Origin of the sequence: Bradyrhizobium sp., assembly GCF_049798375.1 — a bacterium.
In the GTDB taxonomy this organism is placed as follows: Bacteria; Pseudomonadota; Alphaproteobacteria; order Rhizobiales; family Xanthobacteraceae; genus Bradyrhizobium.
In genome coordinates this window covers 1-26237 of sequence record NZ_JBARGP010000202.1, presented here as the reverse complement: position 1 = coordinate 26237, position 26237 = coordinate 1, and the positions used below count along the sequence as shown (strand labels likewise).

Sequence of the window (26237 nt, the reverse complement as noted above, 5' to 3'; positions counted from 1 at the left end):
GCCCTGTCGACCAGGAGCTCCTCATCGGCGACGCCCTGACCCGGCTTCAGGTAGTTGCGGAAGCCGTCCGCCCGCGGCTCCAGCACCTTGAACGACTCGACGTCGGTCTGCTCCTGCGACGCATCGGCGCGGCCCGGCGAGAACGGCACGGTGACGTCGTGACCGGCCTTCATCGCCGCGGCTTCGACACCGGCGTTGCCGGCCAGCACAATCAGGTCGGCAAGCGAGACCTTCTTGCTGCCAGCGTTGAACTCGGCCTGGATCTTCTCCAGCGCCTGCAGCACCTTGGCAAGCTCCGCTGGCTCGTTGGCCTCCCAGTCCTTCTGTGGGGCAAGACGCACCCGCGCACCATTGGCGCCGCCGCGCTTGTCCGAGCCGCGGAAGGTCGAGGCCGAGGCCCACGCCGTCTTGACGAGCTGGGACACCGACAGGCCCGAAGCCAGGATCTTGGCCTTCAGCGCGGCCGCATCCTTGTCGTCGATCTGCGTGCCCTGAGCTTCCGGCAGCGGATCCTGCCAGACCAGCTCTTCCTCCGGCACCAGCTTGCCGAGATAACGCGAGCGCGGGCCCATGTCGCGATGGGTCAGCTTGAACCAGGCGCGGGCGAAGGCGTCGGCGAACTGATCCGGATTCTCGTAGAATCGGCGCGAGATCTTCTCGTAAGCCGGGTCGAACCGCAGCGCGAGGTCGGTGGTCAGCATCGACGGCGCGTGACGCTTCGACTTGTCATGCGCGTCCGGCACCGAGTTCGCACCCGCGCCGTGCTTCGGCACCCACTGGTGCGCGCCGGCCGGGCTCTTGGTCAGCTCCCACTCATAGCCGAACAGGTTCCAGAAGAAGTTGTTGCTCCACTTGGTCGGCGTCGAGGTCCAGGTCACTTCGAGGCCCGAAGTGATGGTGTCGCCGGCCTTGCCCGAGCCGTAGCTCGAAATCCAGCCGAGACCCATATGCTCGATGGCGGCGCCTTCCGGCTCCGGCCCGACCAGCGACGCATCACCAGCGCCGTGGGTCTTGCCGAAGGTGTGACCGCCGGCGATCAGCGCTACGGTCTCTTCGTCATTCATCGCCATGCGGGCAAACGTCTCGCGAATGTCGCGCGCCGCAGCGAGCGGATCCGGCTTGCCGTTCGGACCTTCCGGATTGACGTAGATCAGGCCCATCTGCACTGCGCCGAGAGGGCCAGCGAGTTCGCGGTCACCGCTGTAGCGCTCGTCGGCGAGCCACTTGCCCTCCGGACCCCAATAGATGTCCTCTTCCGGCTCCCAGACGTCCTCGCGGCCGCCGGCAAAGCCGAAGGTCTTGAAGCCCATCGACTCCAGCGCAACGTTGCCGGTGAGGACCAGCAGGTCGGCCCAGGAGAGCTTGCGACCGTATTTCTGCTTGATCGGCCACAGCAGACGCCGCGCCTTGTCGAGGTTGGCATTGTCCGGCCAGCTGTTCAGCGGCGCGAAACGTTGCGTGCCGGCGCCGGCGCCACCGCGGCCGTCGCCGATGCGATAGGTGCCCGCGCTATGCCAGGCCATGCGGATGAAGAACGGTCCGTAATGACCGAAATCGGCGGGCCACCAGGCTTGCGAGTCCGTCATCAGGCCCTTGAGGTCCTTGACCACGGCATCGAGGTCGAGGCTCTTGAACTCCTCGGAATAGTTGAAGGCCTTGCCCATCGGATCGGTGAGGGGCGAATTCTGATGAAGGAGTTTCAGGTTCAGCTGGTTCGGCCACCAGTCGCGGTTGGACCAGGAGCCCGCCGCTGTCGGTATGCGCATAGCGCCCGAAAACGGGCACTTGGTGGTGTCATCCATGATGGTCTCCTGGTGTGGTGTGCATGCGACCCCCTGCTCGGGTTGCCGCATTTTAGAGAAGGTCTGATATCAGGGGAAATAGGCTTTGATGATGATGATCATCAGATTTTCTGATCGAAAGGCGCTCCGATGAACATCACCATGGAGGTGTCGCGTGAAGTTGATGCCATCAAGACGTGTATCGACGTGATTGGCTGGCAGGATTCGCTGTGCTTCCGCGGCTCTCTGGCGTGCTCTATACAACCTTCGGGCTAGGAAACATACCGGGTGGGAATCATGGATCGCACGGTGGGCGTCATCGGCCTTGGCATCATGGGCGGGGCGATCGCGCGCAATTTACGTGAGCGTGGCTGGAGGGTGGTCGGTACCGACGTCGATCCCGAGCGACGGGCGGCGCTCGCAGCCGACGGAATCGAGATCGTGCCGGACACCGGCAGCCTTGCGCGCCAAGTGCCGATCATCCTGACCAGCCTGCCAAACCCGAGGGCGCTGCAGAGCGTCTCGGTGGAACTTGCCGCCGCCGCTGTGCCGAGACGCATCGTCGTCGAACTCAGCACCTTCACAGTGGATGACAAGCTCGCCTTTGCCGTCGCGATGGAAGCCGCAGGCCATGTTCCGCTCGACTGCCCCCTGAGCGGAACGGGTGCACAGGCGGCCGTCCGCGATCTCGTCGTCTATGCCAGCGGCGATCGGACGGCTGCTGACAGCTGCGGGCCACTATTCGCCGATTTCGCCAAGAAGACGGCGTTCCTCGGCGCATTCGGCAATGGCAGCCGGATGAAATTCGTCGCCAATTTGCTGGTTGCAATCCACAACGTCGCCTCCGCTGAGGCCATGGTGCTTGCCATCAAGTCCGGGCTTGATCCACACGACGTCGTCGAGGTGATCGCGCCAGGGGCGGGCGGATCGCGCATCTTCGATCTGCGTGCGCCGATGATGGCGCGCGACGACTATCAGCCGGCGACGATGCGCGTTTCGACCTGGGACAAGGACATGCGTGTGATCGGTGAATTTGCCCGCAGCCTCGGCGTGCAGACGCCCTGCTTCGACGCGTCGAAGCCGGTCTATGACGAAGCGTTGCGCATGGGTCTCGGCGAACTCGACACGGCGGCCGTTTGCAAGGTGATATCGGCGCAGTCGGGCCTGGTCCGCGGCACCTGACGAAGTCAGCAAGATAAGGACGCGCAATGAAACTCGGTTTCTTCACCATGCCGATCCATCCGATCGAGAAGGATTGGCGGCAATCGCTCCATGAGGATCGCGAGGCGTTCGTGCTCGCCGACGAGCTCGGCTTCGTCGAGGCCTATTGCGGCGAGCACGTCACCGACAAGGCCGAGAACATCACCTCCTGCGTCACCTTCCTCGCGTGGATCGCGAGCGCAACGCGGCAGATCAAGCTCGGCACCGGAACGTTGAACCTGCCGAACACCCATCCGGCGACCGCCGCGGCTGAGATCGCGATGCTCGACCACATGCTCGACGGTCGGCTGCTGCTTGGCATCAGCCCGGGCGGACTGCTGTCGGATGCCGAGCTCTACGGCAATCTCGATGCCAACCGCAACGAGATGTTCCTGGAGTGCATCAACACCATTCTGGCGATCTGGAGCGGCGAGCCGCCCTACGACATCAAGGGTAAATATTGGGACGTCTCGACCGCGCGGACGATGATGACGGAGATCGGCCAGGGCTATCTGTCGCGGCCGCTGCAGCGGCCGCATCCGCCTGTGGTGGTGACCGCGGTGGCGCCGTTCTCGCAAGGCGTGGCGGAAGCGGCGGTGCGCGGCTGGGAGCCGATCTCGGCGAACTTCCTGATGCCGCAATGGGTGAGGAGCCACTGGCCGAAATATGTCGAGGGCTGCGCCCGTGGCGGGCGGCCCGCCGATCCCGCCAACTGGCGCGTCGCCAAGAGCATCTTCGTCGCCGAGGATGCGGCGACCGCGAAAGCCTATGCGACCGATCCCAACGGTCCCTATGTCGGCTACTATCGCTCGCTGTTCACCAAGCTGAAGAAGAACGGCCGCATCGGCCTGTTCAAGACTCACAAGGACCAGCCGGACGACGAGGTGACGCTCGAGCATGTCTGCGACAAGCTCGTCATCCACGGCACGCCCGACAAGGTCGCCGACGAGTTGCTCGCCTTCCGTGAGCAGGTCGGTGAGTTCGGCACCTTGCTGTATGCCGGCAAGGATTGGCTGGACCGCGATCTCGGCCGCCGCTCGATGATCCTGCTGGCCGAAAAGGTGCTGCCGAAGCTCGCCGCGGCAAAGCAGACGGCAAAGGTTTGACGATGAGAATTGCGCTGATTCACGCGCTGCGCCACTCGCCGGCGCCGATCGAGGCCGCGTTCCGCGCGCTATGGCCGGAGCCGCAGCTGATGAACCTGCTCGACGACAGCCTGTCGGCCGACCTGGCCCGCGACGGGCGTCTCAGCGAGGCGATGACGGCGCGCTTCCTCGAGCTGGCGCGCTATGCGACTGGTACTGGTGCGTGTGCGATCCTGTTCACCTGCTCGGCGTTCGGCCCGTGCATCGATCGCGTCAAGGAGGCGCATCCTGATATTCCGGTGCTCAAGCCCAATGAAGCCATGATCGAGGAGGCGGTCGCGTCCGGCCGCCGCATCGGGCTGCTGGCGAGCTTCGGGCCGACATTGCAATCGATGCCGTCGGAATTTCCTGCAAGCGTCGAGCTCAAGCTGAAGCTGGCCGAAGGCGCGCTTGCCGCTCTGGACGCAGGTGATGGCGCTTCGCATGATCGCCTGGTCGGCGCCGCGGCCGCCGACTTGTGCGATTGCGACGCCGTGGCCCTGGCGCAGTTCAGTCTGGCGCGGGCGCGGGGGCAGGTTGCTGAAGCGAGCGGCCGTCCGGTGCTGACGACGCCGGACAGCGCGGTGCGCAAGCTGCGGACGCTGCTGCGATGAGTAGCCGCGAAGCACCTGCGCGATGACCACCGCCGCAGCCGGCATGGGTCGACAGTCCGGCCCGTTCGGTGCATCTCTTGCCAGCCTTTGACCACCGACAGCCAGCAGGCTGTCCACGCTGGATGGAAGATGACTCTGTTTTCGCGTCGAGACGTGCTCGCGCAGGCTGCCGGCGCTGCCGTGTCGGTCGCGGCATCGCGTGGTGCTAACGCCCAGTCCTACCCGTCGCGCCGGATCCGCTTGGTGGTCCCGTATGCGGCGGGCGGCTCGGGTGACCAGATCGGCCGTCCCTGGGCCGAAAAATTCAGCGAGCTGCTCGGCCCCGTCTACGTCGAGAATATTGGCGGGGCAGGTGGTGCCCTCGGCTGTGCCGCCGTTGCCCGTGAGGCACCCGACGGCTATTCGCTGCTGCTCGGCAATGGCAGCACGCACGTCATTGTCCCGCTGGCGTCGGCGCATCCGTCCTACGATCCCATTGCCGATTTTCGCGCCATCTACCGCCTGATCAGCACAGCGCTCGCCTTTGCGGTCCATCCGTCACTGCCGGTCCGCAATCTCGGGGAGCTGATCGCCTATGCCAAGGCTCATCGCGGCACGCTGTCCTATGGCACGCCGGGCATCGGCACTGGCAATCATCTGGTCGGCGAGATGTTCAAGCGGCAGGCCGGCATCGCCGATCTCGTCCATGTGCCGTATCGAGGCATGGGACCGGCGACCAACGATTTGGTCGGCGGCCAGATCGGCATGGTGATCGCGGTGACGTCGGGCCAGCTCCTGGAGCTTGCCCGTGGCGGCAAGCTGCGCATGCTCGCCGTGACGTCGGAGCGGCGGCTGTCCGCTGCGTCTGATGTGCCGACCGCGATTGAATCCGGCATGCCCGATCTGAAATACGAAGGATGGTTCGGCCTGTTTGCCGCCAAGGCGACCAGCGACGAGATCATCGCGCGGATCGCACAAACGACGCGCAAGGCGATGGCCGATCCCGCCCTGCAGGAGATCTACCGTTCGCAGGGCCTCGAGCCCGACACCGATTCCAGTCCCGACAAATTTCAGAAGCTGGTCGAGGACGAGTATGCACGGATGGCGCCGATCATCCGATCGATCGGGCTCAAACAGGGCTGACCGCTGCCAAGATTGCAGTCAGTCGCATCTTGATGACGTCGCGAGCGCAAGCCGCGCTTTAGCCCTGATGGGCGGAGCGCCAGCGCGCCGGCGTTTCATCGGTCATGCGCTTGAACACCGTCGAGAAATGCGCCTGGGTCGAGAACCCAACAGTCAAGGCGACTTCCGCGAGCGGTGTGTCGGAGTTTGACATGATCGACTTGGCTTGCTCGATGCGCTGATGCAGCAGGTATTCGCGCGGGCGATAGCCGGTGGCGGCGCGGAATTGGGCAGCGAAATGCATGCGTGACAGCCCGGCGGCCTTGGCCAGATCCGATAGCCCGATGCCGCGATGGAAATTCGTGCTGACATAATCCTCGACGCGGCGCAGGCGCCATTTGGCGAGCGCGTTGACCTTGGTCCGCGACAGCTCGCGGCGGCAAATGTGCGCGGTCAGCGTCTGCCCGACGCAGAGCATGAACAGATGATCCTCGTCGCCGCGCCCGACCAGCACCTTGGCGAGTTGCTCGGCCAGCGAATCGCGCAGCAGGATGAGGTCGCTCGCTTCGTCGACGCCGAGATCGGTCTGACCGGGCGCGCGGTGCGACTGGATGTAGTCGGCCGCAACGTGGAAGTGCAGAAAGTCGTACGGCGCGCGGAAATGTGCGCTGAGCTGCCTGGATGGTCCGGTCACATGCAGCGTCCCGGCCGGCATCACGCCGTCGAAGATGATGCGTCCACCGCGAGCAAGGCTGAGGCGCGTGGGCCTCAACGCGATGGCAATGACGTAGCGATCGTCAGGGATGGTCGCCTCGACCCGGCGCGATGCCGCTTCCAGATCGGTCCAGCGTGAGATTGCAATGTCCGCGAGCGGAGTGCCGCCTGCGAGCTGGCGCCAGTTCTGCTCCTGGTAAACCGTGCCCGTGCCGGTCTCCACTGTGCGCGTCGTGGGATCGGCGCGGAAGTCGATGCTGGGGAAGGGGATTTGTGAGGGCTGGCTCTGCGTGAGCATCGGTGATCCTTTCCGGGACGCTCATTCGGCGCCGTCGTCGCCGCCTGTGACGAGCCCGCGAATGCAATGAGCGATGCTGATGAGAATAGGCCTCTCGCTCCATAATGCTCGTTATGGGTGCTTAATGCGTGTTAGATATTGCAAAATGCAGTGTTGTCGCGCGTCATGGCCGCGTCGAATCTTCATTTGATCGTAATGGCTTAATCTTGTTATTCGCGATTTAACGCCGCCATATTCCGCCTATGATCCTTCTGCCATGTCCGCGACATGCGGCCGCATCCGAAGGTCGGGTATGGCCGCAGACACTGTCTGTGCTCGTCAGGCCCGGGCGTCGCTAACCGTATCGGAGCTGCATTGCTTGTATCCGCTCGCGGCGACGATTGGCGCCCGGCTTGCGCAGATCAGCATCGACGCCACGCGAGCGGCAATCCAGCACGACGTCCTTCAGTGTGCGGCATGCCTTGCCATGGGCGGCACTTTCGGCAAAGCGATACATCCGCGGTCGAACGCGCTGGGCACTGAGGACAATATCGATTGCATGCGAATGACTTGCCGAATGCGTCTTTCGATGATGAATTGTGCCTGTTAAACGTGCCGTGATGCGGCGGGCTGCGATTGCGAGGCGATTTGTGCCTGCGGCCGAGGACAAGAAGGCTCGGTGCCTTCAACCATGCGAGACGATGTGGGATCGGGTACTGCCGGACATGGACCTGTGTTGTGATGGCGGGGATGCCTGAGCAGGCCCGGGCACATGTCTATGCCTGCGGAGAATGGGAGATCGATCTCGTCCGTCGCGAACTGCGGCATCAGGGACTTGCGGTGCCGCTCGGAGGTCGCGCCTTCGAGATTCTATCGGAGCTCGCGAAATCGGCCGGCGAACTCATCGCCAAGGGCGACCTGTTGCAGCGTGTCTGGCCGGGCGTGTTCGTCGAAGAGATCGCGCTCAGGGTCCACATCGCCGCGATTCGCAAGGCGCTCGGCGGCGACCGTGAGCTGCTGGAGACGACGATCGGCCGCGGCTACCGGCTGCGGGGGATCTGGCGTGCCCGCGAGGACAATGACGCGACCGTGGCGTCGAAACCGGCAGCGGCGGCCGAAGCCGATCTGCCGCCGACCAACATTCCGGCCGCGACCTCCGGTCTGATAGGCCGCGCTGCGATCGTTCCCCATCTTCAGGGATTGCTGTCGGCCTATCGTGTCGTAACCCTCACCGGGCCCGGCGGCATCGGCAAGACGGCGCTGGCGCTCGATGTGGCGCGCTCCGTTCTGCACAATTTTCACGAGGTGGGTTTCCTGGTGGAGCTCGCGCCGCTTGCCGATCCGCGGCTCGTCTCCTCGACCGTCGCCACTGTGCTCGGCCTGAAGTTGGTCGGAGAGGAAGACTCCGAAGATGCCGTCGTCCGCGCGATCGCACGGCACAGGATGCTGCTCGTCCTCGATAATTGCGAGCATGTGGTGGACGCCGCCGCGAGCTTCTCGGAGGCCATCGTCAGCCGCTGCCCCAATGTTCACGTGCTGGCGACCAGCCGCGAAATGCTGCGGATCGAGGGCGAATACGTCTATCGCGTTCCGGCGCTGGATTTGCCGCCCGGCGATTGGGCGGAAGGCGCAGCGATGCAGGGTGGCGCGGCGGCCGAATTGTTCATGGCCAGGGCCAGGGCCTTGGGGCGCGAGTTCGGCAGCGACCGCGAGACGCTGCGCGCCGTCGCCTCGATCTGCCGGCGATTAGACGGCATTCCGCTGGCGATCGAATTTGCCGCGGCTCGCGCCGCCATGCTCGGGCCGCCTGCAGTTGCCGAATCGCTCGACGACCGCTTCAACCTGCTGACCACGGGGCGCCGCACCGCGTTGCCCCGCCACCGCACGCTCCGTGCCGCGCTCGACTGGAGCTACGAGCTGCTGCCGGAATCGGAGGCGACGGCGCTGCGCTATCTCTCGATCTTCGTCGGCGAGTTTGCGCTCGCTGCCGCGACGGCCGTCGAGGATGAGAACGCGACGCCGATCACCGAGGGCATCGCCAACCTGGTGGCGAAGTCGCTCATATCAGTCGACCTCGCAGGCGACAGCCCGAAATATCGCCTGCTGGACACAACGCGGGTCTATGCGCTGGAGAAGCTGCGCAAACAGGGCGAGCATCGCGACGCTGCATGCCGGCACGCGCGATACCTCCGCAACTATTTTGCCAATGCGGAGCGTGAGAGCGAGTCCAGGCCGCTGCCCGAATGGCTCGCGGTCTATGGTCAGCATCTGGATAATGTGCGCATCGCACTGGATTGGGCCTTTTCGGCCGATGGCGATGCTCAGATCGGCGTGGAGCTCGTCGCAGTTGTGGTGCCGCTGTGGGTGCAGCTGTCGTTGCTGGCCGAATGCCGCAATCGCGTGCAGTTGGCGCTAGATCGGCTCGACAATCATGCTGCCGGTGCGGAGCGGCTTCGCATGCAGCTGTCGGCTGCCCTCGGCTGGTCGCTGATGTACGGCTTCGGCCGTGCCAGCCAGGCCGGTCCCGCCTGGGCCACCGCGCTCGCGCTTGCCGAGCGCCTCGGCAGCCGCGACTACCTGCTGCGGGCGTTGTGGGGGTTGTCGATCAACCAGCTCAATGACGGGCAGTTTCGGCGCGCGCTCGAATTCGCGCATCGCTTCAGGGAGGTCGCTGATGGCTCCGACGATCCGATCGAGCTGATCATGACCGACCGCCTGCTTGCCACGGCGCTGCATTACCTCGGCGAGCAGCAGCAGGCGCGCAGTCACATCGACCGCGTCGTCAACCGTCTCAAGACCTTTGGTCACGAACCCAGGTTCATTCGCTTCCGGTTCGACCTGCGCATCTCCACGCATTATTTCCAGGCCCGCATCCTGTGGCTGCAGGGCTTGGCCGAGCAGGCGTTCGACGTGGTCGAGCACAATCTGCTGGAGGGGCGCAACGGCGGCCACGCGCTCACTTTGTGCAGCGTGCTCGGACAGGGCGCCTGTCCGATCGCTTTTCTTGCCGGCGATCTCGATGCGGCCGAAGCTTATTGCGCCGAACTGCTGGATCACACCAGGCGCCATCCGATTCGGCTGTGGCGGTTGTGGGCCGAGTGCTTCCAGGGCCTGGTGATGGCGAAACGCGGCGGCTCCACAACAGGCCTTGCCATGCTCGGCAGCGCGCTCGAACGGGCCGGCGACGCGCAATTCCTGCCGCGCTTTTTGCTGCCGCTCGGCGAGTATGCCTCCAGCCTCGGAAAGTCCGGGGACGTCGCGCGGGGGCTTGCCATCGCCAACGCCGCGCTGGTCCGCTGCGAAGGCCGGGACGACTTCTGGTACTGGCCTGAACTCGAGCGCATTAGGGGCGAGCTGCTGCTCCACCATGGCGGACAGCATATCACCGAGGCCGAGCAGTGCTTCGACAAGGCGATCGATCTTGCCCGGCGGCAGGGTTCACTGTTCTGGGAGCTGCGGGGGGCGTTAAGTCTGGCACGGCTTCGGGTCGCGCAGGAGCGGCCAGCCGACGCGCGCGATCTGCTGCTGCCGGTATATCGCAAGTTCACGGAAGGTTTCGATGTCACGGCCGATCTCCGCGACGCGAGGTCGATGCTCGCAGCGTCGCCTGAGTGACGGCGCGCGAGCGCACCTTGCTGCGCGCGCCGGCCGCCGCCGTTTCGTTGCGGGATGGCGGCATGTGCGCGAGCCGCGGCCGCCATACTGTTGCGCTGCCATTGCGTTCGCGGCGCCAGGCATGCGGGGTGGTGCCGACGCTGCGGTGAAAGCGCGTCGTCAGATGCGCCTGGTCGGAGAAACCGACAGCAAGCGCGATCTCGGAGATCGAGGCGTCCGTCGTCATCATGAGGTCCTGCGCCCGCCTGATCCGGCGCTGCGTCAGGTAGGTGTGCGGGCTGACGCCGAAGCACTTCTTGAAGGCGCGGCGGAACTGGCTAGGACCGAGCCGGGCCATGGCAGCGAGTTCTGCGATTCGGACACGATCGTTCAAATTCACGTCGATATAGGTGCTGATCCGCCGGATCTGCCAGGCCGCCAGACCGCCGTTCACGGGCTGCGCCGGTTCCGGATCGGAGGCGCGGCCGTCCCTCGCTTCGAGCAGCGCGCAAGCCTTTGCGATCAGTTCGGCGGCCGCATGGCGATCACGGTCGAGCTGCTCGAGGCTGCTCTGCAGCAGCTCCATCACGATCTGCGTCATGTCGCGCGCTTCGACCGCCACCGCAGCGCGCCGAAGCGGGCCTATCGGGCAATCTGTCGGTCTGGCAGGGACGTTCACGCGCGACTCCATCTGATCTGCCGTCCTGCGGGGGCAAGTGTTGACCTGCATGGAACGACGGCCAAACCTGCCCCGGAACACGGCGGCCTGCCCGTTAAGTGTTGTTAAGACCGATCCGACGGGACTGCCTGGAAGTCCGTTCCGGCCGATGCCAGCTCGATTAGGCCCGCCGCCGCCGCGCGCGTTTTGTGCAAGCGGTGCGCAGGATTTTCTAGTCAAATCGCGGCCATCCGGAGGAGCTTGAGGCCTATTCGCGAGCCCGGTCGGCTCGTCAAGCCTGGATGGCCCGTTGCGTATTCTTATGGTGTTGACATCGCACGATCGTCTCGCGTCAGGACGCCTGAGCGGAGTGTGCCTCAAGAGCTTCGCCATGGGATACTACGCGTTTCTCGATGCGGGGCTCGACATCACTAGCTGCTCGCCGCTTGGCGGTCCGGCGCCGATCGCGCCTTGTTCCAATCGCGACGCGGCATCCGACATCGTGCAACGCTTCCGGAACGATCCGGCTGCGCGCGAGGAGTTCTCGGACGGCCTGATGCTGTCGCAGGTCTGTGTCGCCGATTTCTCGGCTGTGTATTATCCTGATGGCGCCGGCGGGCTGTGGGATCTGCCGGGCGATCGCTATTCCCAGGCGCTGATCTGGCAGATGCATGAGCTGCAGCGGCCCTGCGCATTTGTCGGTCATGGTACAGCCGCGTTGCTGCACGTGCGGGGACCCGATATCACGCCGTTCGTTGCCGGCCGCAGGATGACGGCACCGGGCCCGGCGGAGAATGCCGTTGTTGGCCTGCCGGATGACGCCTTGTCCCTGGAGCACGAGTTCACGGGACTCGGCGCGATCTGCATAACCCGCGATGGCGATGCGCCGTTGGTCGTTCAGGATGGCGGCCTCATCACCGGCCGATTTGCCGACGGCAGCGTGGGGGTCGCGCAGGCCGTCATGGCAGCAACCACTTAGGATAGCGAACAGCTCGCCGCTGCTGGCGGCATTCATTGTCGGACTCGGTGCTGCGAGAAGCACGAGCCGACCGGCTCATCCCTGCGAACGCACGCGCATCACATCCACCCGATTTGCACGATTATATTGCAGCGTGCTGCATTGACGCCGTCGCGCGGCAGCACGACATGTTGCGTGCTGTCGGGTTGAGAATACCGTTTAGGAGCAGGATATGAACGCGCCGTCGAACGCCGAGTCCGTCCCCATACAATCGGACGGCGACGTCGCGGACTGGCTGATCAACCACACCCGCGACGAACGCTTCATCGACACTATCTTCGCCCAGATGTGCATCCGGCTGCAGCGGGCGGGCATTCCCGTCAAACGGGCGACGCTGCATATCCTGATCCAGCACCCGCAATGGCTCGGCGCCCGGATGCTGTGGGCCGACGGCATGAACGAGGCGGAGATCGCCCGATTCGACCACGAGGTGCGGCAGAGCTCCGCCTATATCGGTAGCCCGGGCAAGGAAATTCATGACGGCGTCACCGAGCTGCGCGAAAATCTCGAGCAGGATCCGGCGCTAGGCCGTCAGCATGCCGTCTATGACGAGATGCGAGCGCAGGGCTTGACCGATTATGTGGCTTGGCCGCTGTATCATACGCTCGGCAAGCGGCACATTGTGACCTTCGCGACCGACCGTCCCGGCGGCTTCGATGATGCGCAGATCGCAAGCCTTAAAAGCCTGCTGCCTGCGCTGGCGCTGGTCAGTGAAATCAGGGTCAAGAACCGGCTGGCGCGGACACTGCTGGAAACCTATGTCGGCACCCATGCGGGCGAGCTCATTCTGGCTGGCGCCACCAGTCGCGGCAGCGGAACGACGGTGCGCGCCGCAATCATGATCTGCGACCTGCGCGAATTCACCCGGATCTCGGACAATTGGCCGCGCGACGACGTCATTGATCTTCTCAACGATTATTTCGATGCGATGTCGGAGCCGATCGCGCGGCATGGGGGCGAGATTTTGAAATTCATCGGCGACGGCCTGCTCGCCATCTTCCCGCTCAGCCAGCCCTCGGCCTGCGCAAATCTGCTGCATGCGGTCTCCGAAGCCCGGCAGGCCATGATTGCCCTGAACGAGAACAGCCGCGGCACCGGCCGCGCGCCGATGAACTACGGCATTGGTGTGCATGTCGGAGACGTCATGTACGGCAATATCGGGTCCCGCACCCGGCTCGACTTCACCGTGATCGGTCCTGCAGTCAACATGGCGTCGCGCCTGGAAACGCTCACCAAGCAACTGGGACGAACGGTGCTGCTGTCCCGCGCCTTCGCCGATCATGTCGCCGGCGAATTCGATCTCGAACACGTCGGCGAGCATCCAGTGCGCGGCTTCAGTGAACCGATCGAGCTGTTCGCCTACCACGGCTGAAACGCCCTGGATCGACAGATGTCAGCAGCGCAATGGATCACATTGCGCTGCTGACCTGCTGGAGTGTGCAACGCCTGTTTGAGCGGGACCGCGTACATCAGGCCGCCTTTGGTCCAGAGACCATTGAGGTCGCGCTCGAGCCACGCAGACGGTGGCGCCCTTCAGGTCGAAATTTATATCTTAGTGACCGTGATCTATTTTGCCTTCTGCTTCGCGATGTGATCGATACAGTCGAAGCCTGAAAGCGTATGCCGCGCGGCGGTGATCGACAGGCGCAAAATGAAAATCGGAGTCATCTCGGACACGCACGGGCTGTTGCGTCCGGAGGCCGAACAGCAGCTGAATGGCGTGGCGCATATCGTACACGCGGGCGATATCGGCAAGCCGGATATCATCGACAGGCTTGGCCTGATAGCGCCGGTGACCGCGATCAGGGGCAATGTCGACAGGGACCTTTGGGCTGAGGCCTATCCAGAGACCACGACGGTGACGCTTGCTGGCTGCAGGATCCACGTCCTGCATGATCTCCAGACGCTCCAGCTCGATCCCGCATCGGCCGGCATCGATGCGGTGATTTCAGGCCATTCGCATCAAGCCAGGATAGAAACCAGGCGGGGCGTGCTGTATCTCAATCCGGGAAGCGCAGGCCCGCGCCGTTTCAAGCTGCCGATCACGCTAGCCATCCTGGAGATTACGCCAGGCGGTCTCAAGCCGATCCTTCATGACCTCGGCTCTGCAAGCAGGCCTTGAGAAGGCGCGCGCGCCGGGCCCGGCCGAAGGGGGCAGCTTGCTGACGGGTGGCGGCTCCGTCGACATGCCGTGGCTCCATAATCAGCCTAGAAGCTCACAAAGGCGAGTAGCTGGACATTTCATCCGCTCCCGGCGCCATCCCGGGCACGCGCGGTGGCGATGCCGGCGGACAACACATTTTGCCAGCATGCGCCAAGACATTGCGGGTGACGTTAGCAGCAATACCTCTGCAATTACCTCAATCGCTCTGGGGCAGCGGCGCGTCCAATCCGCTAAATCACGCCCGGCCCAATTTCAAGCGCAAGACTACCATGACCCAGTTGCCGACCGGTACGGTCACGCTGGCCTCGATCGTCGAAGCCATGAAAGCCATAGCCGGAAGTCCACCAAGGGCGCGCGCGAGCTTTGCCAAGGGCCGATGCGTTCACGGCACCTATGCCGCGTCGGATCGGGCGGAAGAGATTACGAAATCCCGGAGCTTCACAAGGCCGTCGCGCGTGCTGGCACGCTTCTCGCTAGGCGGCGATCGCGAGGTTGCGAACACCGATCGCGTATTGCGCGGGTTCAGCTTCAGGCTTGGCGGCGATCAGCATCGCTCGGACCTTCTCATGCAGAGCGCCCCCGTGCATTTTGCGCGCACGCTCGACCAGATGTTGGCTTTCCCTAAGGCGCGCGTTTCGGGACCTGATGGCAAGCCGGACATGGAAGAAATCAGGGCGTTCTCCGCGGCCAATCCCGAGACGCTGCGTCAGGCGAACTACATCGCCGCGCCTCCGCTGGACCTGGGCTTTGCTGGTACGACGTATTGGGGCGTACACTGCTTTCCGGCAACGAATCTGAAGGGCGAGACGCGGTTCATCAAGTTCAAGGTCGTTCCGGTCGGTGCAGACGTCGCGCCAACGCAGAAGGCCGATGTAAAATCTGCTGACTTCCTTCTCCACGACCTCGAAAATCGGATCACGGCAGGCGACGTCCGTTTCAGCGTGACGGCGCTGCTCGACCGGCCCGGCGATCCGACCATGGACGTCACCAGCCGATGGTCGGATGAGGACAGTCGTGAAGCGGTGCGGCTCGGAACGATCGTCATCACCGGCGTCGAAGCGGAAGATGCGTGTGACGCAGCCGTCTTCAATCCGGCCAATCTCGCCGATGGCATCGGTCATCCGCCGGACGAGATCTTTGCGGCACGCCGCGCCGCCTATGCCATCGCGCAGGCGACGCGTCGCTGAACCGAAGGACGCTTCGGGCCCGGATCAGGTTTCGCGTTCCGGCGCGCCCTGCGCCTCACGGCGCCACATTCCAGGGCTGACGCCGACGACCGAGGAAAACACTCGCGTGAAATGGCTTTGATTGGCGAACCCGGCCGCTATCGCAATCTCCGACAGCGACAGGTCGCGCACCGTCATCAATTGCTTGGCCGTATTCACGCGCTGGCGCAGCAGCCACTGGTGCGGCGGAAGGCCGGTGGAGACGCGAAATGATCGCGAAAAGTGACTGACGGAGAGATCGAACTCGGCTGCAATCTTTTCCAGCGAAAGCTTACCGCGGAGATCGGACTCCAGCCTCTCGCAGGCTCGCTTGGCCTGCCATGGGGCAAGGCCGCCGCGCACCGGCCCGACGGCGCGCCGCAGTCCGCCGTAGGTTGTGGCAACGTGTGCGGTCAGCGCCAGCATGACATGGTCGACGAACAGCTGGTTGGCCTCCTCTGGTTGGCGCAACGCCGCCAGGAACGACGCACCGAGATGGCGGATCGTCATGTCGTCATGGCCGATACCGGGCTGATAGGCGAGTTCACCGATCCGCGGCGCGCCGCCTTGCCTCGCCATGTCGTCCAAGGCCGAACGGGGCAGATGAAAAAACAGGGAATGGAAAGGTTTGTCGATGACGTAGCTTGGATCGCGTTTCAGGTCGTACAGATAAGTGGCGCCGGCGCGGATATCGCTCTTGGTCACGCATCGGCCGCGCTCCCAGCACTCGCAATCAGCGAAATCACGCAATTTGAGACTGACGAGATAGGCGTCTTCCGCGGGCATCGAATCGGAAAGACCCGGCACGGGATGATCATTCCGGGTTTCGGTGACGGCGAGTTCAGCGCTGCGGAGCGAACGCGTGACCAACGTTGGCGGTGCATCCTTCAGATGCAGAAAGCGTCCGACCTTCTGCGCGAAGGCGCCGACCTGTGTCATGGGAGTAGATCTCGTTTGTGAGGAGATTGGGGAGCCGGGGCGCCACCGCCAAATCGCGGTCAATTATCCGACATCGCTAAGCAACGGTCCAGACTTGCCGGTTCGGAGCAATAACGATGCGACGGCTTGCCGATCTATTGTCACGAAATATTTTCGCTAGGGATTTCAACAGGTTTTGACGCCTCTCGGCGATCTCCGTTCAATACCTCGACAACTCGTCGCGCGCTCATCGTGCGTTTGTGAAAGCGCGCGACCTGCTTGGAGCAGGATCAGACAGAGCATAGCCGCTTCAGGAAATACGCTGAGCCTTTGCACCGCATAGAACGCACGCCGACCGTATAAACACGGACGGCTGATCGGAGGTTTGAGTTGATCAGGAGGAGCCACGCAATGACCGGGAGCACTGCATCCATGCGCAATCCCTCGCACGACGGCTCGGCATCCGTACCGGGCGCACAGCGGGACGATAGCTCGACTTCCGAGCGGCGCGCTGCCGATGCGGAGATGGCGCGTGTGCTCGGGACCGAACCACTTCGCATGGCATTGGACTCCTCCGGCACCGGGATCGCCCAATGGAGACATGATCCGTTGCACGACGTCGTCGAGCCCATGAGCCACCACGTGGTCATGGCCTATGACGGCGTGACGCAGCGCATGGAGCGGCGGTCAGGAAAATCAGTTGCGATCGGTACGTTCCGGCGCGGGGTTGTGATCATCATCCCGGAAGGATCAAGCTCCCGGTGGGACATTCCGAAGCCCGTTGATGTGGTTCAACTCTATCTTCCCGATGCAACACTGAAGCGCGTTGCTGACGAGGCAAAGACAGCCGGACCGGCCGACCTGCTGGAGCGAACGGCGCATCCCGACCTCATTACGTCCCGACTGCTCTTGAGCGCGGCGGATGCGGTCGAGGGCAATAACGCCCTGGATGCGCTATTCCGGCATCAGCTGACAGATCTTCTGGCCACGCGCTTGCTGGCTGCGCACACGGGTGCGCCAACCACGTTGCGGCCGACCATGGGTGGGCTATCGCCGAAGGTCCTGCTTCGCGCGATCGAACGCTTGCGCTCGGACAGCGATGCGGACGTCTCGCTAGATGCGCTCGCTTCCGATGCGGGTCTATCGCGCTTTCACTTCTGCCGTGCCTTCAAGGAGAGCACCGGACTTTCGCCGCATGCCTGGCTGCGCCAGCACCGGCTCGATCAGGCCATGAACATGCTGCGCGATTCGGACGAACCGATCGTGGGAATCGCCGCCGCGCTTGGCTACGCCTCCCAGACTGCTTTCGCCGCCGCGTTCAGGAGGTCGATCGGCGAGACGCCGAGCGACTGGCGGCGCCGGATGCGTTAGCAGCAATCGCTCTACAGCTGCGGCAATCGCTCTGGGGCAGAGCAGTTCTCGATCGCTAGAACTGCACCGTAGCCACCGCCCAACAGAGGAGACAACGATGGCCTGGAAGAACTTCGTCACCCCCCTTGCGATGCGATCGCGCAGAAGGGTCGTCGCCACTGCATGTGTCTACGGTCTTTCGCTGGCTGTCCGCTTGTCATCGACTACGGGCGAGGAAATGGAAGTGCCGGCTGCTCGCGGCATCTGTCCCATGACATCCATCCTGATCAGCGATGGCGCGCGGAGCTCTTACAGGAACTGGCCAAGGCCTGCGCAACCAATCGCCTTCCGCAACTGGGCGCTTGGTTCTCGCAGCTGCAGCGCTGCGTGTGAGGACCGATGCCTTCGCAGCTGATGTCGAACTGCTCCGCTCCGTAGAGCAGCCTTCCTCGCTTAACCTCTTAGCGTCCTGTCGAAACCAAAGAGTTCGCCGCCACCAGCGGCGGCGGCAGCGCGCGCACGTCCAAAAGTCAAAAGGAGAAAATCATGCGACTGGTCATCATTGGCGCCGGCTTCGCCGCCATGTACGCCGCCCTTTCCGCTGCCCGGCTGCGCGACATCCAAGGGGCCACGCCCGACGAGTTCGAAATCGCGCTGGTCGCACTGGAGCCGACCCTGGTCGTTCGCCCGCGGCTTTACGAGCCGAACCCGGAAAGCCTCACAGCTCCGTTGCTTGATGTGCTCGAGGCCATCGACGTGGTCTATGTCCAGGGCAGCGCCGAGACGATCGACACCAAGTCCCGGGTGGTGCAGATCACCACCGGCGAAGGCAGGCGCAAAACGTTGTCCTACGATCGCCTCGTCGTGGCCACCGGCAGCCGGCTATTCCGTCCGAACATTCCGGGTCTCGCCGAGCACGGCTTCAGCGTCGACTCGCTCGATGATGCGATTGCGCTCGACAAGCATCTGCATGGTCTCGCCAACCGGCCGGCCGTGAACGGACGCGACACGGTCGTCGTCGCTGGCGGCGGCTTCACCGGCATCGAGGCCGCGACGGAGATGCCGGCGCGGCTTCGCGACATCCTGGGCAAGGATGCCAAGACCCGTGTCATCATCGTTGACCGCAACAGCGCGATTGCGCCCGACATGGGCGTAGGTCCGCGCCCGATCATCGAGGAAGCGCTGCGCAAGGTCGGCGTGGAGAGGCGGCTCGGCGCCGGTGTCGTCTCGCTCGATCAATCCGGCGTCACGCTGTCGAATGGCGAGCACATCGCAGCCGAAACCGTGATCTGGGCGGCGGGCATTCGCGCCGCACCGCTGACGGCGCAGATTCCCGCCGAGCGCGACAATTTCGGCCGGCTGCTGGTGGATCGCGATCTGCGTGTGCCGGGTGTCGCCGGCGTCTTCGCCACCGGCGACGCCGCTCGCGCCGTCTGCGACGATGAAGGCAATTACGCGCTGATGTCCTGCCAGCACGCCACGCGGATGGGCGCTTTCGCCGGCAACAACGCGGCGGCCGAGCTGCTGGGCGTACCGACCAGGCGCTATCACCAGAAGGCCTATGTCACCTGCCTCGACCTTGGCGAAGCCGGCGCGCTGTTCACGCGCGGCTGGGAGCGCAAGGTGGAGATGGTCGGCGACATCGCCAAGAAGACCAAGCAGGAAATCAACACCGTCTGGATCTATCCGCCCAGGGCCGAGCGCGCAGCCGCGCTCGCGTCAGCCGATCCGGAGCGCGTGACCGATCTCTAGCACCTCACACAAGAAAGGACCGCGCTCCCGCGCAGGAGCGCGGGCAGCTCTCACAATCGACCGGCCAGGAGTTTTCACAAATGAAACAGACCATCCACAACACGCAGCAGGAGACAAACATGAGCCTGGATATTACTACACACCCCGCGAGATCGAATCCCGACGAATTGGTTCCTTCGCGCTACGCGCTGAAGGTCGGCGAGATTGACGTGCTGGTGGTCAGCGATGGGGTACTGCCGTTGCCCACCAAAATGTTGGGACACAACGCGGACCCGGCTATCCGGGCGACCTGGCTGAACGACATGTTCTTGCCGCCGGACGCTTTCGACTGGGCGCTGAACGCGGTCGTGGTGCGTAGCGGCGGTCGGACCATCCTCATCGACGCTGGATTAGGGAGCGACCCGGACTTGCACTTGCCGCGGGCCGGGCAGTTGATCAAGCGACTCGACGCCGCCGGCATCGATCTCGCGTCGGTGACCGACGTGGTGCTGACCCACATGCATATGGATCACATTGGCGGGCTGCTCGTCGACGGGGTGAAGGACCGGCTGCGTCCGGACCTGCTTATCCACGTAGCGGCCGCCGAGGTCAAATTCTGGGAATCGCCCGATTTCTCCCACACCGCGATGCCGCCGGGATTCCCGGACGCGCTCCGGTCGGCCGCCAAGCGATTCACCAAAGAATACCACAACCAGCTGCGACAGTTCGATGACGAGCACGAGGTGGCGCCGGGAGTCGTCGTCCGCCGCACCGGCGGCCACACCCCCGGGCACAGCGTGGTCCGCGTGGCGTCGTGCGGCGAGGCGCTGACGTTCGCCGGCGACGCGGTGTTTACGGTCGGGTTCGAGCAACCCGATTGGCACAACGGTTTTGAGCACGACCCCGAGGAGGCGGCCCGCGTCCGCGTCCGTCTCTTGCGGGAGCTGGCGGCGAACCGCGAGCTGCTGGTGGCTACTCACATGCCGTTCCCGTCGGTCGGACATGTCGCGGTCGCCGGCGACGTGTTTCGTTGGGTGCCGGCGATCTGGGACTACTGACCGCTTGCTGGGTCAAGTCCGAACAGGGCGCGTACTCATCATGTTGATGAGTTCGCGCCCCGCTACGCAGTAGCTGACGAAGCATCGTCATCCTGGCAAGAGCGGCATCTGATTTATCGAGAAGATCTCCGGTCATATCCTATAAGCGGACGACTTTTGCTGGTGACTGGATTCGAAACAGGCTAATGCGCAGCGCGCTGCCCTCGCTCGGATCGAATTGAATGTCGGCTACAGAAAGCGTTTTACGAACGCGAGCGTTATTTGTGCTAATTCACGCCAGCCACTATCGATCGTATCGCGGCGACTGCGCCCCGAAAGTCGGATGAACTCCGTGATGGCATGCCGATTGTGGCTTTGCTGTCCATAGACTGCGTGGGCGATCGATTGCGAAGCGGCGAGACCGTTCTCGCTCGAAATCACGAGCAGCGGTCCACGTTGCGAGGCTTCCGTATCGTCGCCCGCCTCCGTCCGAGGAGTTGGATTGACGATGGATTCGATCGGAAGATCTGATGCCGGCGCCCGATAGATGCGATGTAATCCCTCGCTCTCCGGTTCCGGCAGTGCGTTGCCAAAGATGTGTGCCTGTTGCGGCGGAAGGCTCTCCTTTCGGTGGGCGCCGGCCTGCAGCGCCGGCAAAGCGGGCTGCAGGGTTGCGATTGGCCGGGGCAGACTTCTCTCGAAAGGCGCGGGATCGATCGCGACTGTAGCCGCCGAGTGCGCCTGGGATGCGAGCATTTGCGCGATCAGCCCTCCGAACGAATGGCCGACGATAGCCGGACGCCGGCTCAACGTCTCGACGATGCCGGTGAAGTGGGTCACGGCTTCGCCAATGGTTTCGGGCGCCGCGGCGCCGCCGACCTCTGCCGGCCAACCGGGCGCGAGAGCGGCGTAGCCCGCCGCCTCGAACATTTCCACCCACCGGTCCCACGAGCTGGGTCTCAGCCACAGGCCGTGAATGAAGAGGACCGGCGGCCTTCGAGAGGCGTCGGCCCTGGCGACCGAACCGTGAAGCGCTCTGCTCGTCACAATCAGTGCCCCTCGATCGTAAAGAGAATGTCCGAGAAGCCGGGGACGGTTTCAGCCCGATTCCAGTCCCGCTGCAGTTCGCAGATGAGCTGGACCCAGCTCGTGGGCTGCGCACCTGCCTGGACGAGCCGCAGCAACCCGGCCTGATGCGCGGGCTCGGACGTGCCGCCAACTGCGTCGACAACAGGATAGACATCGAAGCCCTCCCGCAGGGCATCGAGGGCTGGGTGGACGAGACATACCTCGGTCCACAACGCCGTCATGATCAGCTTCTTGCGGCCGGCGGCGCGAACCGCCGCCACGAAGTCCGCGTCTTCCCAGGCGTTGATCGACGTCCGATCGATCGGCACGATGTCAGGAAAAATCTCGGAAATCTGGTGAATCGTGGGTTGGTTGCGGCCGGTCGCGACGTTCACGGTGGCGATGACCGTCGGCAAGCCGAACAGCTTTGCGGTTTTGGCAACCGCGGTGATGTTGGCGACGAGGGTTCGCTTTTCCATCGACTGGATAGAGGCAACCTGGACGGGCTGATAGTCGATAATGATCAGAGCCGCGTTCTGTGGCGTCAACAGATGGTCAGTCTGCGGATCGCGGACCATTGGGAAAGATGTCATCGGAAAGCTCCTTGCGGGTTCGATTTGCCAGGCTGAGTTAATGCGATTCCTTGGCGGCGACGTAGACCGTGTCGCTGGGACCGCTGCCGGTCAGCCGAACAACTGCGGGTTCGGCGCGCGTAAACGCGAAGTGCGGGGCGCCGCCTGGCTCGGTGTAGAGACCGCCTGCGGTCAATGACCTGACAGGAGCGTCGGCGGCCCTAGCGCCGTAGCCGAAGTACCAGGTGCCGGAGACCACGGTGGCGAAGCGGTCGTCGCGGTGGGTATGCGACGCGATCACGGTGTTCGGCGGCACGTGAATTTCGAGCATGTACGGCCCGGCCTTGGCGGGGTCACCGTGGAGCAGCACGGTACGGATGCCGCTGAGGCCCGAGGTGCCGGCGCCTGCGCCGGATTGCGGCATCGCCTCGGTTTGCTCGCGTGTCAAAGCCATTTGCGCCAGATGCCCGACTTCCGGCGCCGCGGGGCGTCCGCTCAGGAATGCATCGATCGCAGCTACCGTGGCTGCGGGCTGTTCCTCCATCAGCCAATGGCCGGCGTCCGGGATAACCCGTTCCTGGACGTCAACCGCCGCGGCCTGCGCCACGACTGCCATCATCGGGCCAAAGGAAGCAGCGCCTCCGATCGCCAGGACCGGCATGGTCAGTTTGCCGTGGGCTGCGAGCCAGGCGCGGTTATCGATCGCGTCCTGATCGAACGCGGCAAACTGTCGGAAGCCCGCATGCATCCGCCCAGGGGCTGCGTAGAGCTCCGCGTAATGCACGCGGGCGGCCTCCGGAAAATGAGCCGGATCAGCCGCGAACTCATTCCAGAACCGGTCGAGATAGATGCGCTCTCGCCCCGCAACCAGGCGCTCCATATCCGGCCCGCCAAACCGGAAGTGCCAGAGCATCGGGCTCTTCAGGATCTCGTCCCAAGGTCCGACGCCCGGTATCGGCGCGTCCATCAGCACGAGCCTGGTCACTCGGTCCGCATGCCGCGAGGCCAGCGCATAGGCGACCATGTTGCCGATATCATGGGCCACAACGTCAGCGCGAGACGCATGCAGCGCGTCCATGACCCCGACGATGTCTTCCGCTTCGTTGGCCTTCTCGAACCCCGTGTCAGCCCGGGCCGACAGGCCCATGCCCCGCAGATCGGGCACGATCACCGTGTGGTTGACGGCGAGGTCGGCCGCCAGTGGCGCCCACATGTCGCCGGTATCGCCATAGCCGTGCAGCAGCACGACCGCGGGTCCGCTGCCGCCGATGCGGACGTGAAGCGTGGTGCCGTTGGTCGCGACTTCTTGGCTACGAAACGCCTTCGGGAAGTCCTGCGGCTGGTCCGCCGCCGCATGAACGGCCGGGTTGGCCATAAGGGCGAGCGCCGCAGCGCCGGCGAGGGCAAGTTGGCGGAAGGTCGTGGGAATAGGCATGCTTGATCTCTCCTGTTGAGCTTGAATCAAAGATAGACAGGAATGGCGGAGCCGATTAGCCAGTGCTTGGGCTAAGGATCTTTGATCGGGGAGCAAAGATGACGACTGGCAGCGCGGATCGCGCCCGCAACCTTGAGGTTTTCTGTGCCGTTGCCGATGCCGGCAGCTTTTCAGCGGCAGGCCGCAGGCTCGCGCTCACTCCCTCGGCGGTCAGCCGGACACTGGATCGGATTGAGGAGCGGCTTGGCGCGCGCTTGCTGTTACGAACCACCCGTGCGCTCACGCTCACCGCCGAGGGGCATGCTTATCTCAGTGCGGCGCGCCGGATCTTGGCCGACCTCGACGAAGCCGAGGAAGCGATCGCGGACCAAGCCTCGCCCCGAGGACGGATTCGGGTCAGCGCGGCCATATCCCACGGACGCTTTTGCATTGTCCCGCTGCTCGGGGAGTTCGTGCGGCGCTATCCAAACATCTTGGTCGACATCAACCTGAGTGACGCGATCGTCGACGTGACAGCCGGTCAGGCCGATGTGGCTGTTCGCGGAGGTCCGCTCTCCGACAGCGCGCTCACGGCGCGCCGTCTCAGCGAGAACGGCCGCACCATCGTCGCCTCGCCTGCTTACCTGGCCCGCTGGGGCGTGCCCGAGAGGCCGGAAGACCTGCACAACCACAACTGCCTGAACTTCAGCTTTCGCCGTGCAGAGCCGGTTTGGCCATTCCGCCAGGACGGTGTCGACTATGCGCTGAAGGTGCGAGGCGCCATCGAAGCCAATAGCGCCGAGACCCTGGCCCAGCTAGCCGTTGACGGGGTCGGCATCGCTCGGATCGGCAATTTCAGTCTTGGCGATGCCATCGCCGAGGGACGATTGATCCCCCTCCTCGAACCTTTCAATCCCGGTGATAAGGAAGTTTTCCACGCCGTGTTCATCGGCGGGGCAAATATGCCTGCCCGCATCCGAGCCTTCGTTGACTATCTGGCAGAACGCATAAGTCAAAGCGCTGGCAAGACATCGACGGGACGATCGTCCTGACTGAGCCGGTTCCGGAAATCTGCACAGGACGATAGGTGGAATTTCTGCCTGACAACGGCGATAATCGCCGCGAACAGGGGAGACGATGAAGAGACGACCGCGACCGGGAGGCGGAGTGCCGGCCATCCCCGCGACCGATGTGAAGTCGCTGCACGCCAAGATCGGGGAGCTGACGCCGGAGAACGATTTTTTAGAAGGCGCGCTCACCAAGGCGGGATTGCTGAAGTGTCAGCGGACGGCCTGATAAGGTAAGCGCTTGCCTCTGGCAATTTCGGAAAGTTCCAGAATTAACACATTTCGCGGGCTTCAACCTTAACGGGCGATGATCTTTGCACGACGTTGCATTTAGTTGCAATCTGCTGCGGTTAACAAAACGTAGCTAAAAAGGAATCAGTAAATGACGGATTTAAACAGCTCAGAGTCAGATGATCCGAGGCGCAGCAGGACCAACGCGCTTACCGCTCACCAAGCGCCCTCGCTCGCAATGCCCGACTACGTCGAGCACTTTGAAGGCGCTTCGGAAATTGGAAGGCTGTCGGCCGAAGCCGTCGTCGGCGAGTATGAAGAGGCGGCGTTCGACATCGAGAGCATGGGTGCTCAGCTCGTCGCGCGCGTGAAAGAGTGCGAAGCGATGACCCGCGAAGCGGTCGCTCTCGGCGAGGAGCTGAAGCGGCAAGCTGATCGCTTCCGGCAGGAGGCGAAGCGTGTGTTCCGGCAGATCGAGACCTGTTCGCAATTCACGTCCGAAGTACGCCAGACGTGTACCGACCTGAAGGAAAAGCTTGCGACGCCGGCGATGGTCGAGAGGCTTCTGCAGCGCAGCGACCGGTGAAGTCATAAGCACCTTCAAAGCGTAAATCCTCACGGCCCGCGTCAGCATCGCTCAGGATCAGGGCGTGCGGACGATGCAGTTCAGAACTTGCTCAATCGCGACCCCGAGGATCGTTGTTTCCTCGCAACGATCAGCGCCGAGGCGTCGCGACCGAACGAACAGTTACACGGCCGCCTTCCGGACCTACCGGAATGTGATGGTGCATATGGCTGCGCGATCCCGTGCTAGCCCTTGTTGACGCGTTGGTTGCTCGCATCGCGCGAGATCAGCAAGCGTCTTGCTGAACGAAGCGGCACAGACCGTCCACCGCGGCCCTTTGAAGGGTCAGACGATCGAGACCGATAGGCGCCCACTGCGCCATATCGCGCGGTTCTTGCTGATCGGCATGTACACGGGCACGCGCGCAGGGGCCACCGCGTCGGGTTCGCCCGGGCGGGACGAAGGTCGGTCGTTCGTCGATCTCGACCGGCGACATCTGCTATCGGCTCGCCGAGGGCAGGCGGGCGACCAACAAGCGGCAGCCGCCGGTGCCGATACCCGGACGGCTCTTGGCGCATATGCGGCGCTGGTCTCGTCGCGGCGTCGTGCGTTCGCATTTCGAGGCCGCAGCCGCGATTACGTCTAAGGATCCCAAGCAGAATGTACCGGTGGTCGAAACGGTGGTGGACCTCGAAAGCACTTGGCGCGCAAATCTTAAGCTATTGATCCCGTTGGTGGGCCCGGCAGGACTCGAACCTGCAACCAGACCGTTATGAGCGGCCGGCTCTAACCATTGAGCTACAGGCCCCGCGACGCGATGTTCCCGATGGCGAT

Annotated in this window: 21 protein-coding genes, 1 tRNA gene and 2 pseudogenes; 15 read left to right on the top strand and 9 right to left on the bottom strand. The window is 63.9% G+C overall.

Annotated features, from left to right (window positions below; all coding sequences use genetic code 11):
- Positions 1-1802: catalase/peroxidase HPI (gene katG, locus WA702_RS08700; RefSeq protein WP_425110114.1), on the bottom strand; the 1802-nt coding region annotated here is incomplete at its 3' end.
- Between the two features lie 276 nt (positions 1803-2078).
- Between katG and WA702_RS08695 the strand changes: the two genes are divergently transcribed.
- The 4 genes from WA702_RS08695 to WA702_RS08680 all read left to right on the top strand — a co-directional run bounded on the left by WA702_RS08695 (position 2079) and on the right by WA702_RS08680 (position 5841).
- Positions 2079-2963: an NAD(P)-dependent oxidoreductase gene (locus WA702_RS08695; RefSeq protein ID WP_425110113.1), complete on the top strand. Its 885-nt coding sequence runs from the start codon at positions 2079-2081 to the stop codon at positions 2961-2963.
- Positions 2964-2989: 26 nt separating this feature from the next.
- On the top strand, positions 2990-4087 hold the full coding sequence (locus tag WA702_RS08690) for an LLM class flavin-dependent oxidoreductase (protein WP_425110112.1): 1098 nt from the start codon (positions 2990-2992) through the stop codon (positions 4085-4087).
- A 2-nt stretch (positions 4088-4089) separates the two neighbouring features.
- Complete coding sequence (locus WA702_RS08685) at positions 4090-4719, top strand: aspartate/glutamate racemase family protein (protein WP_425110111.1); 630 nt, start codon at positions 4090-4092, stop codon at positions 4717-4719.
- 129 nt (positions 4720-4848) lie between these two features.
- Entirely contained in the window at positions 4849-5841 is a 993-nt protein-coding gene (locus tag WA702_RS08680; protein ID WP_425110110.1) for a Bug family tripartite tricarboxylate transporter substrate binding protein, read from the top strand.
- Positions 5842-5899: 58 nt separating this feature from the next.
- Here WA702_RS08680 and WA702_RS08675 read toward each other — a convergent pair whose 3' ends face one another.
- Positions 5900-6832: a helix-turn-helix transcriptional regulator gene (locus WA702_RS08675; protein ID WP_425110109.1), complete on the bottom strand. Its 933-nt coding sequence runs from the start codon at positions 6830-6832 to the stop codon at positions 5900-5902.
- Between the two features lie 334 nt (positions 6833-7166).
- Complete coding sequence (locus WA702_RS08670; RefSeq protein ID WP_425110108.1) at positions 7167-7328, bottom strand: hypothetical protein; 162 nt, start codon at positions 7326-7328, stop codon at positions 7167-7169.
- A gap of 233 nt (positions 7329-7561) precedes the next feature.
- On the opposite strand from WA702_RS08670, the gene WA702_RS08665 reads away from it, so the two are divergent.
- Positions 7562-10426, top strand: a complete 2865-nt coding sequence (locus WA702_RS08665) for an ATP-binding protein (RefSeq protein ID WP_425110107.1) — start codon at positions 7562-7564, stop codon at positions 10424-10426.
- Here WA702_RS08665 and WA702_RS08660 read toward each other — a convergent pair.
- Positions 10374-11027 (bottom strand): helix-turn-helix domain-containing protein, encoded by a 654-nt coding sequence (locus tag WA702_RS08660; protein WP_425110106.1) that lies wholly within the window; start codon positions 11025-11027, stop codon positions 10374-10376. The two genes, WA702_RS08665 and WA702_RS08660, sit on opposite strands and share 53 nt — an antisense overlap.
- 427 nt (positions 11028-11454) lie before the next feature.
- On the opposite strand from WA702_RS08660, the gene WA702_RS08655 reads away from it, so the two are divergent.
- The 4 genes from WA702_RS08655 to WA702_RS08640 all read left to right on the top strand — a co-directional run bounded on the left by WA702_RS08655 (position 11455) and on the right by WA702_RS08640 (position 15432).
- Entirely contained in the window at positions 11455-12042 is a 588-nt protein-coding gene (locus tag WA702_RS08655; protein ID WP_425110105.1) for a type 1 glutamine amidotransferase domain-containing protein, read from the top strand.
- 211 nt (positions 12043-12253) lie between these two features.
- The gene (locus WA702_RS08650) at positions 12254-13453 is read left to right on the top strand and encodes an adenylate/guanylate cyclase domain-containing protein (RefSeq protein WP_425110104.1); all 1200 of its coding nucleotides are present in this window, start codon (positions 12254-12256) and stop codon (positions 13451-13453) included.
- Between the two features lie 279 nt (positions 13454-13732).
- Positions 13733-14203, top strand: coding sequence for a metallophosphoesterase family protein (locus WA702_RS08645; protein WP_425110103.1), 471 nt, complete (start codon positions 13733-13735; stop codon positions 14201-14203).
- Between the two features lie 311 nt (positions 14204-14514).
- Positions 14515-15432 carry a catalase gene (locus WA702_RS08640; RefSeq protein ID WP_425110102.1) on the top strand — a complete coding sequence of 306 codons (918 nt, stop codon included), beginning with the start codon at positions 14515-14517 and terminating at the stop codon, positions 15430-15432.
- A gap of 24 nt (positions 15433-15456) precedes the next feature.
- Here the strand turns inward: WA702_RS08640 and WA702_RS08635 are convergent, their stop codons facing one another.
- The gene (locus tag WA702_RS08635) at positions 15457-16389 is read right to left on the bottom strand and encodes a helix-turn-helix domain-containing protein (protein ID WP_425110116.1); all 933 of its coding nucleotides are present in this window, start codon (positions 16387-16389) and stop codon (positions 15457-15459) included.
- 390 nt (positions 16390-16779) lie between these two features.
- Here WA702_RS08635 and WA702_RS08630 point away from each other — a divergent pair, with 390 nt between their 5' ends.
- The 3 genes from WA702_RS08630 (at position 16780) to WA702_RS08620 (ending at position 20507) form a co-directional block, all read left to right on the top strand.
- Positions 16780-17739 carry a helix-turn-helix domain-containing protein gene (locus tag WA702_RS08630; protein WP_425110101.1) on the top strand — a complete coding sequence of 320 codons (960 nt, stop codon included), beginning with the start codon at positions 16780-16782 and terminating at the stop codon, positions 17737-17739.
- A gap of 525 nt (positions 17740-18264) precedes the next feature.
- Positions 18265-19470 carry an NAD(P)/FAD-dependent oxidoreductase gene (locus tag WA702_RS08625; RefSeq protein WP_425110100.1) on the top strand — a complete coding sequence of 402 codons (1206 nt, stop codon included), beginning with the start codon at positions 18265-18267 and terminating at the stop codon, positions 19468-19470.
- Between the two features lie 80 nt (positions 19471-19550).
- Positions 19551-20507, top strand: coding sequence for an MBL fold metallo-hydrolase (locus tag WA702_RS08620; RefSeq protein WP_425110099.1), 957 nt, complete (start codon positions 19551-19553; stop codon positions 20505-20507).
- A 228-nt stretch (positions 20508-20735) separates the two neighbouring features.
- Here WA702_RS08620 and WA702_RS08615 read toward each other — a convergent pair whose 3' ends face one another.
- The 3 genes and pseudogenes from WA702_RS08615 to WA702_RS08605 form a co-directional block, all read right to left on the bottom strand.
- Positions 20736-21416, bottom strand: coding sequence for an alpha/beta fold hydrolase (locus WA702_RS08615; RefSeq protein ID WP_425110115.1), 681 nt, complete (start codon positions 21414-21416; stop codon positions 20736-20738).
- Between the two features lie 119 nt (positions 21417-21535).
- On the bottom strand, positions 21536-22147 hold the full coding sequence (locus WA702_RS08610) for a hydrolase (protein ID WP_425110098.1): 612 nt from the start codon (positions 22145-22147) through the stop codon (positions 21536-21538).
- Positions 22148-22607: 460 nt separating this feature from the next.
- Positions 22608-23561: pseudogene (locus WA702_RS08605) on the bottom strand (alpha/beta fold hydrolase); the annotation flags it as partial.
- Positions 23562-23659: 98 nt separating this feature from the next.
- Here WA702_RS08605 and WA702_RS08600 point away from each other — a divergent pair.
- The 3 genes and pseudogenes from WA702_RS08600 to WA702_RS08590 all read left to right on the top strand — a co-directional run bounded on the left by WA702_RS08600 (position 23660) and on the right by WA702_RS08590 (position 25424).
- Entirely contained in the window at positions 23660-24592 is a 933-nt protein-coding gene (locus tag WA702_RS08600) for a LysR family transcriptional regulator (protein ID WP_425110097.1), read from the top strand.
- Positions 24593-24695: 103 nt separating this feature from the next.
- Positions 24696-24826: pseudogene (locus WA702_RS08595) on the top strand (IS3 family transposase); the annotation flags it as partial.
- A gap of 250 nt (positions 24827-25076) precedes the next feature.
- The gene (locus WA702_RS08590) at positions 25077-25424 is read left to right on the top strand and encodes a hypothetical protein (protein ID WP_425110096.1); all 348 of its coding nucleotides are present in this window, start codon (positions 25077-25079) and stop codon (positions 25422-25424) included.
- 711 nt (positions 25425-26135) lie between these two features.
- Here the strand turns inward: WA702_RS08590 and WA702_RS08585 are convergent.
- Positions 26136-26211 (bottom strand) — tRNA-Ile (locus tag WA702_RS08585).
- Positions 26212-26237 lie beyond the last annotated feature (26 nt).

Bases quoted from the DNA above. Each gene is read 5' to 3' on its own strand.
- WA702_RS08590 (WP_425110096.1), top strand. From the start codon at position 25,077: ATGCCCGACTACGTCGAGCACTTTGAAGGCGCTTCGGAAATTGGAAGG.
- WA702_RS08620 (WP_425110099.1), top strand. From the start codon at position 19,551: ATGAAACAGACCATCCACAACACGCAGCAGGAGACAAACATGAGCCTG.
- WA702_RS08625 (WP_425110100.1), top strand. From the start codon at position 18,265: ATGCGACTGGTCATCATTGGCGCCGGCTTCGCCGCCATGTACGCCGCC.
- WA702_RS08685 (WP_425110111.1), top strand. From the start codon at position 4,090: ATGAGAATTGCGCTGATTCACGCGCTGCGCCACTCGCCGGCGCCGATC.
- WA702_RS08635 (WP_425110116.1), bottom strand. From the start codon at position 16,389: ATGACACAGGTCGGCGCCTTCGCGCAGAAGGTCGGACGCTTTCTGCAT.
- WA702_RS08600 (WP_425110097.1), top strand. From the start codon at position 23,660: ATGACGACTGGCAGCGCGGATCGCGCCCGCAACCTTGAGGTTTTCTGT.
- WA702_RS08690 (WP_425110112.1), top strand. From the start codon at position 2,990: ATGAAACTCGGTTTCTTCACCATGCCGATCCATCCGATCGAGAAGGAT.
- WA702_RS08630 (WP_425110101.1), top strand. From the start codon at position 16,780: ATGACCGGGAGCACTGCATCCATGCGCAATCCCTCGCACGACGGCTCG.
- WA702_RS08675 (WP_425110109.1), bottom strand. From the start codon at position 6,832: ATGCTCACGCAGAGCCAGCCCTCACAAATCCCCTTCCCCAGCATCGAC.
- WA702_RS08670 (WP_425110108.1), bottom strand. From the start codon at position 7,328: ATGTATCGCTTTGCCGAAAGTGCCGCCCATGGCAAGGCATGCCGCACA.
- WA702_RS08680 (WP_425110110.1), top strand. From the start codon at position 4,849: ATGACTCTGTTTTCGCGTCGAGACGTGCTCGCGCAGGCTGCCGGCGCT.
- WA702_RS08645 (WP_425110103.1), top strand. From the start codon at position 13,733: ATGAAAATCGGAGTCATCTCGGACACGCACGGGCTGTTGCGTCCGGAG.
- WA702_RS08615 (WP_425110115.1), bottom strand. From the start codon at position 21,416: ATGTTCGAGGCGGCGGGCTACGCCGCTCTCGCGCCCGGTTGGCCGGCA.
- WA702_RS08665 (WP_425110107.1), top strand. From the start codon at position 7,562: ATGCCTGAGCAGGCCCGGGCACATGTCTATGCCTGCGGAGAATGGGAG.
- WA702_RS08650 (WP_425110104.1), top strand. From the start codon at position 12,254: ATGAACGCGCCGTCGAACGCCGAGTCCGTCCCCATACAATCGGACGGC.
- WA702_RS08610 (WP_425110098.1), bottom strand. From the start codon at position 22,147: ATGACATCTTTCCCAATGGTCCGCGATCCGCAGACTGACCATCTGTTG.
- WA702_RS08695 (WP_425110113.1), top strand. From the start codon at position 2,079: ATGGATCGCACGGTGGGCGTCATCGGCCTTGGCATCATGGGCGGGGCG.
- WA702_RS08655 (WP_425110105.1), top strand. From the start codon at position 11,455: ATGGGATACTACGCGTTTCTCGATGCGGGGCTCGACATCACTAGCTGC.
- WA702_RS08640 (WP_425110102.1), top strand. From the start codon at position 14,515: ATGACCCAGTTGCCGACCGGTACGGTCACGCTGGCCTCGATCGTCGAA.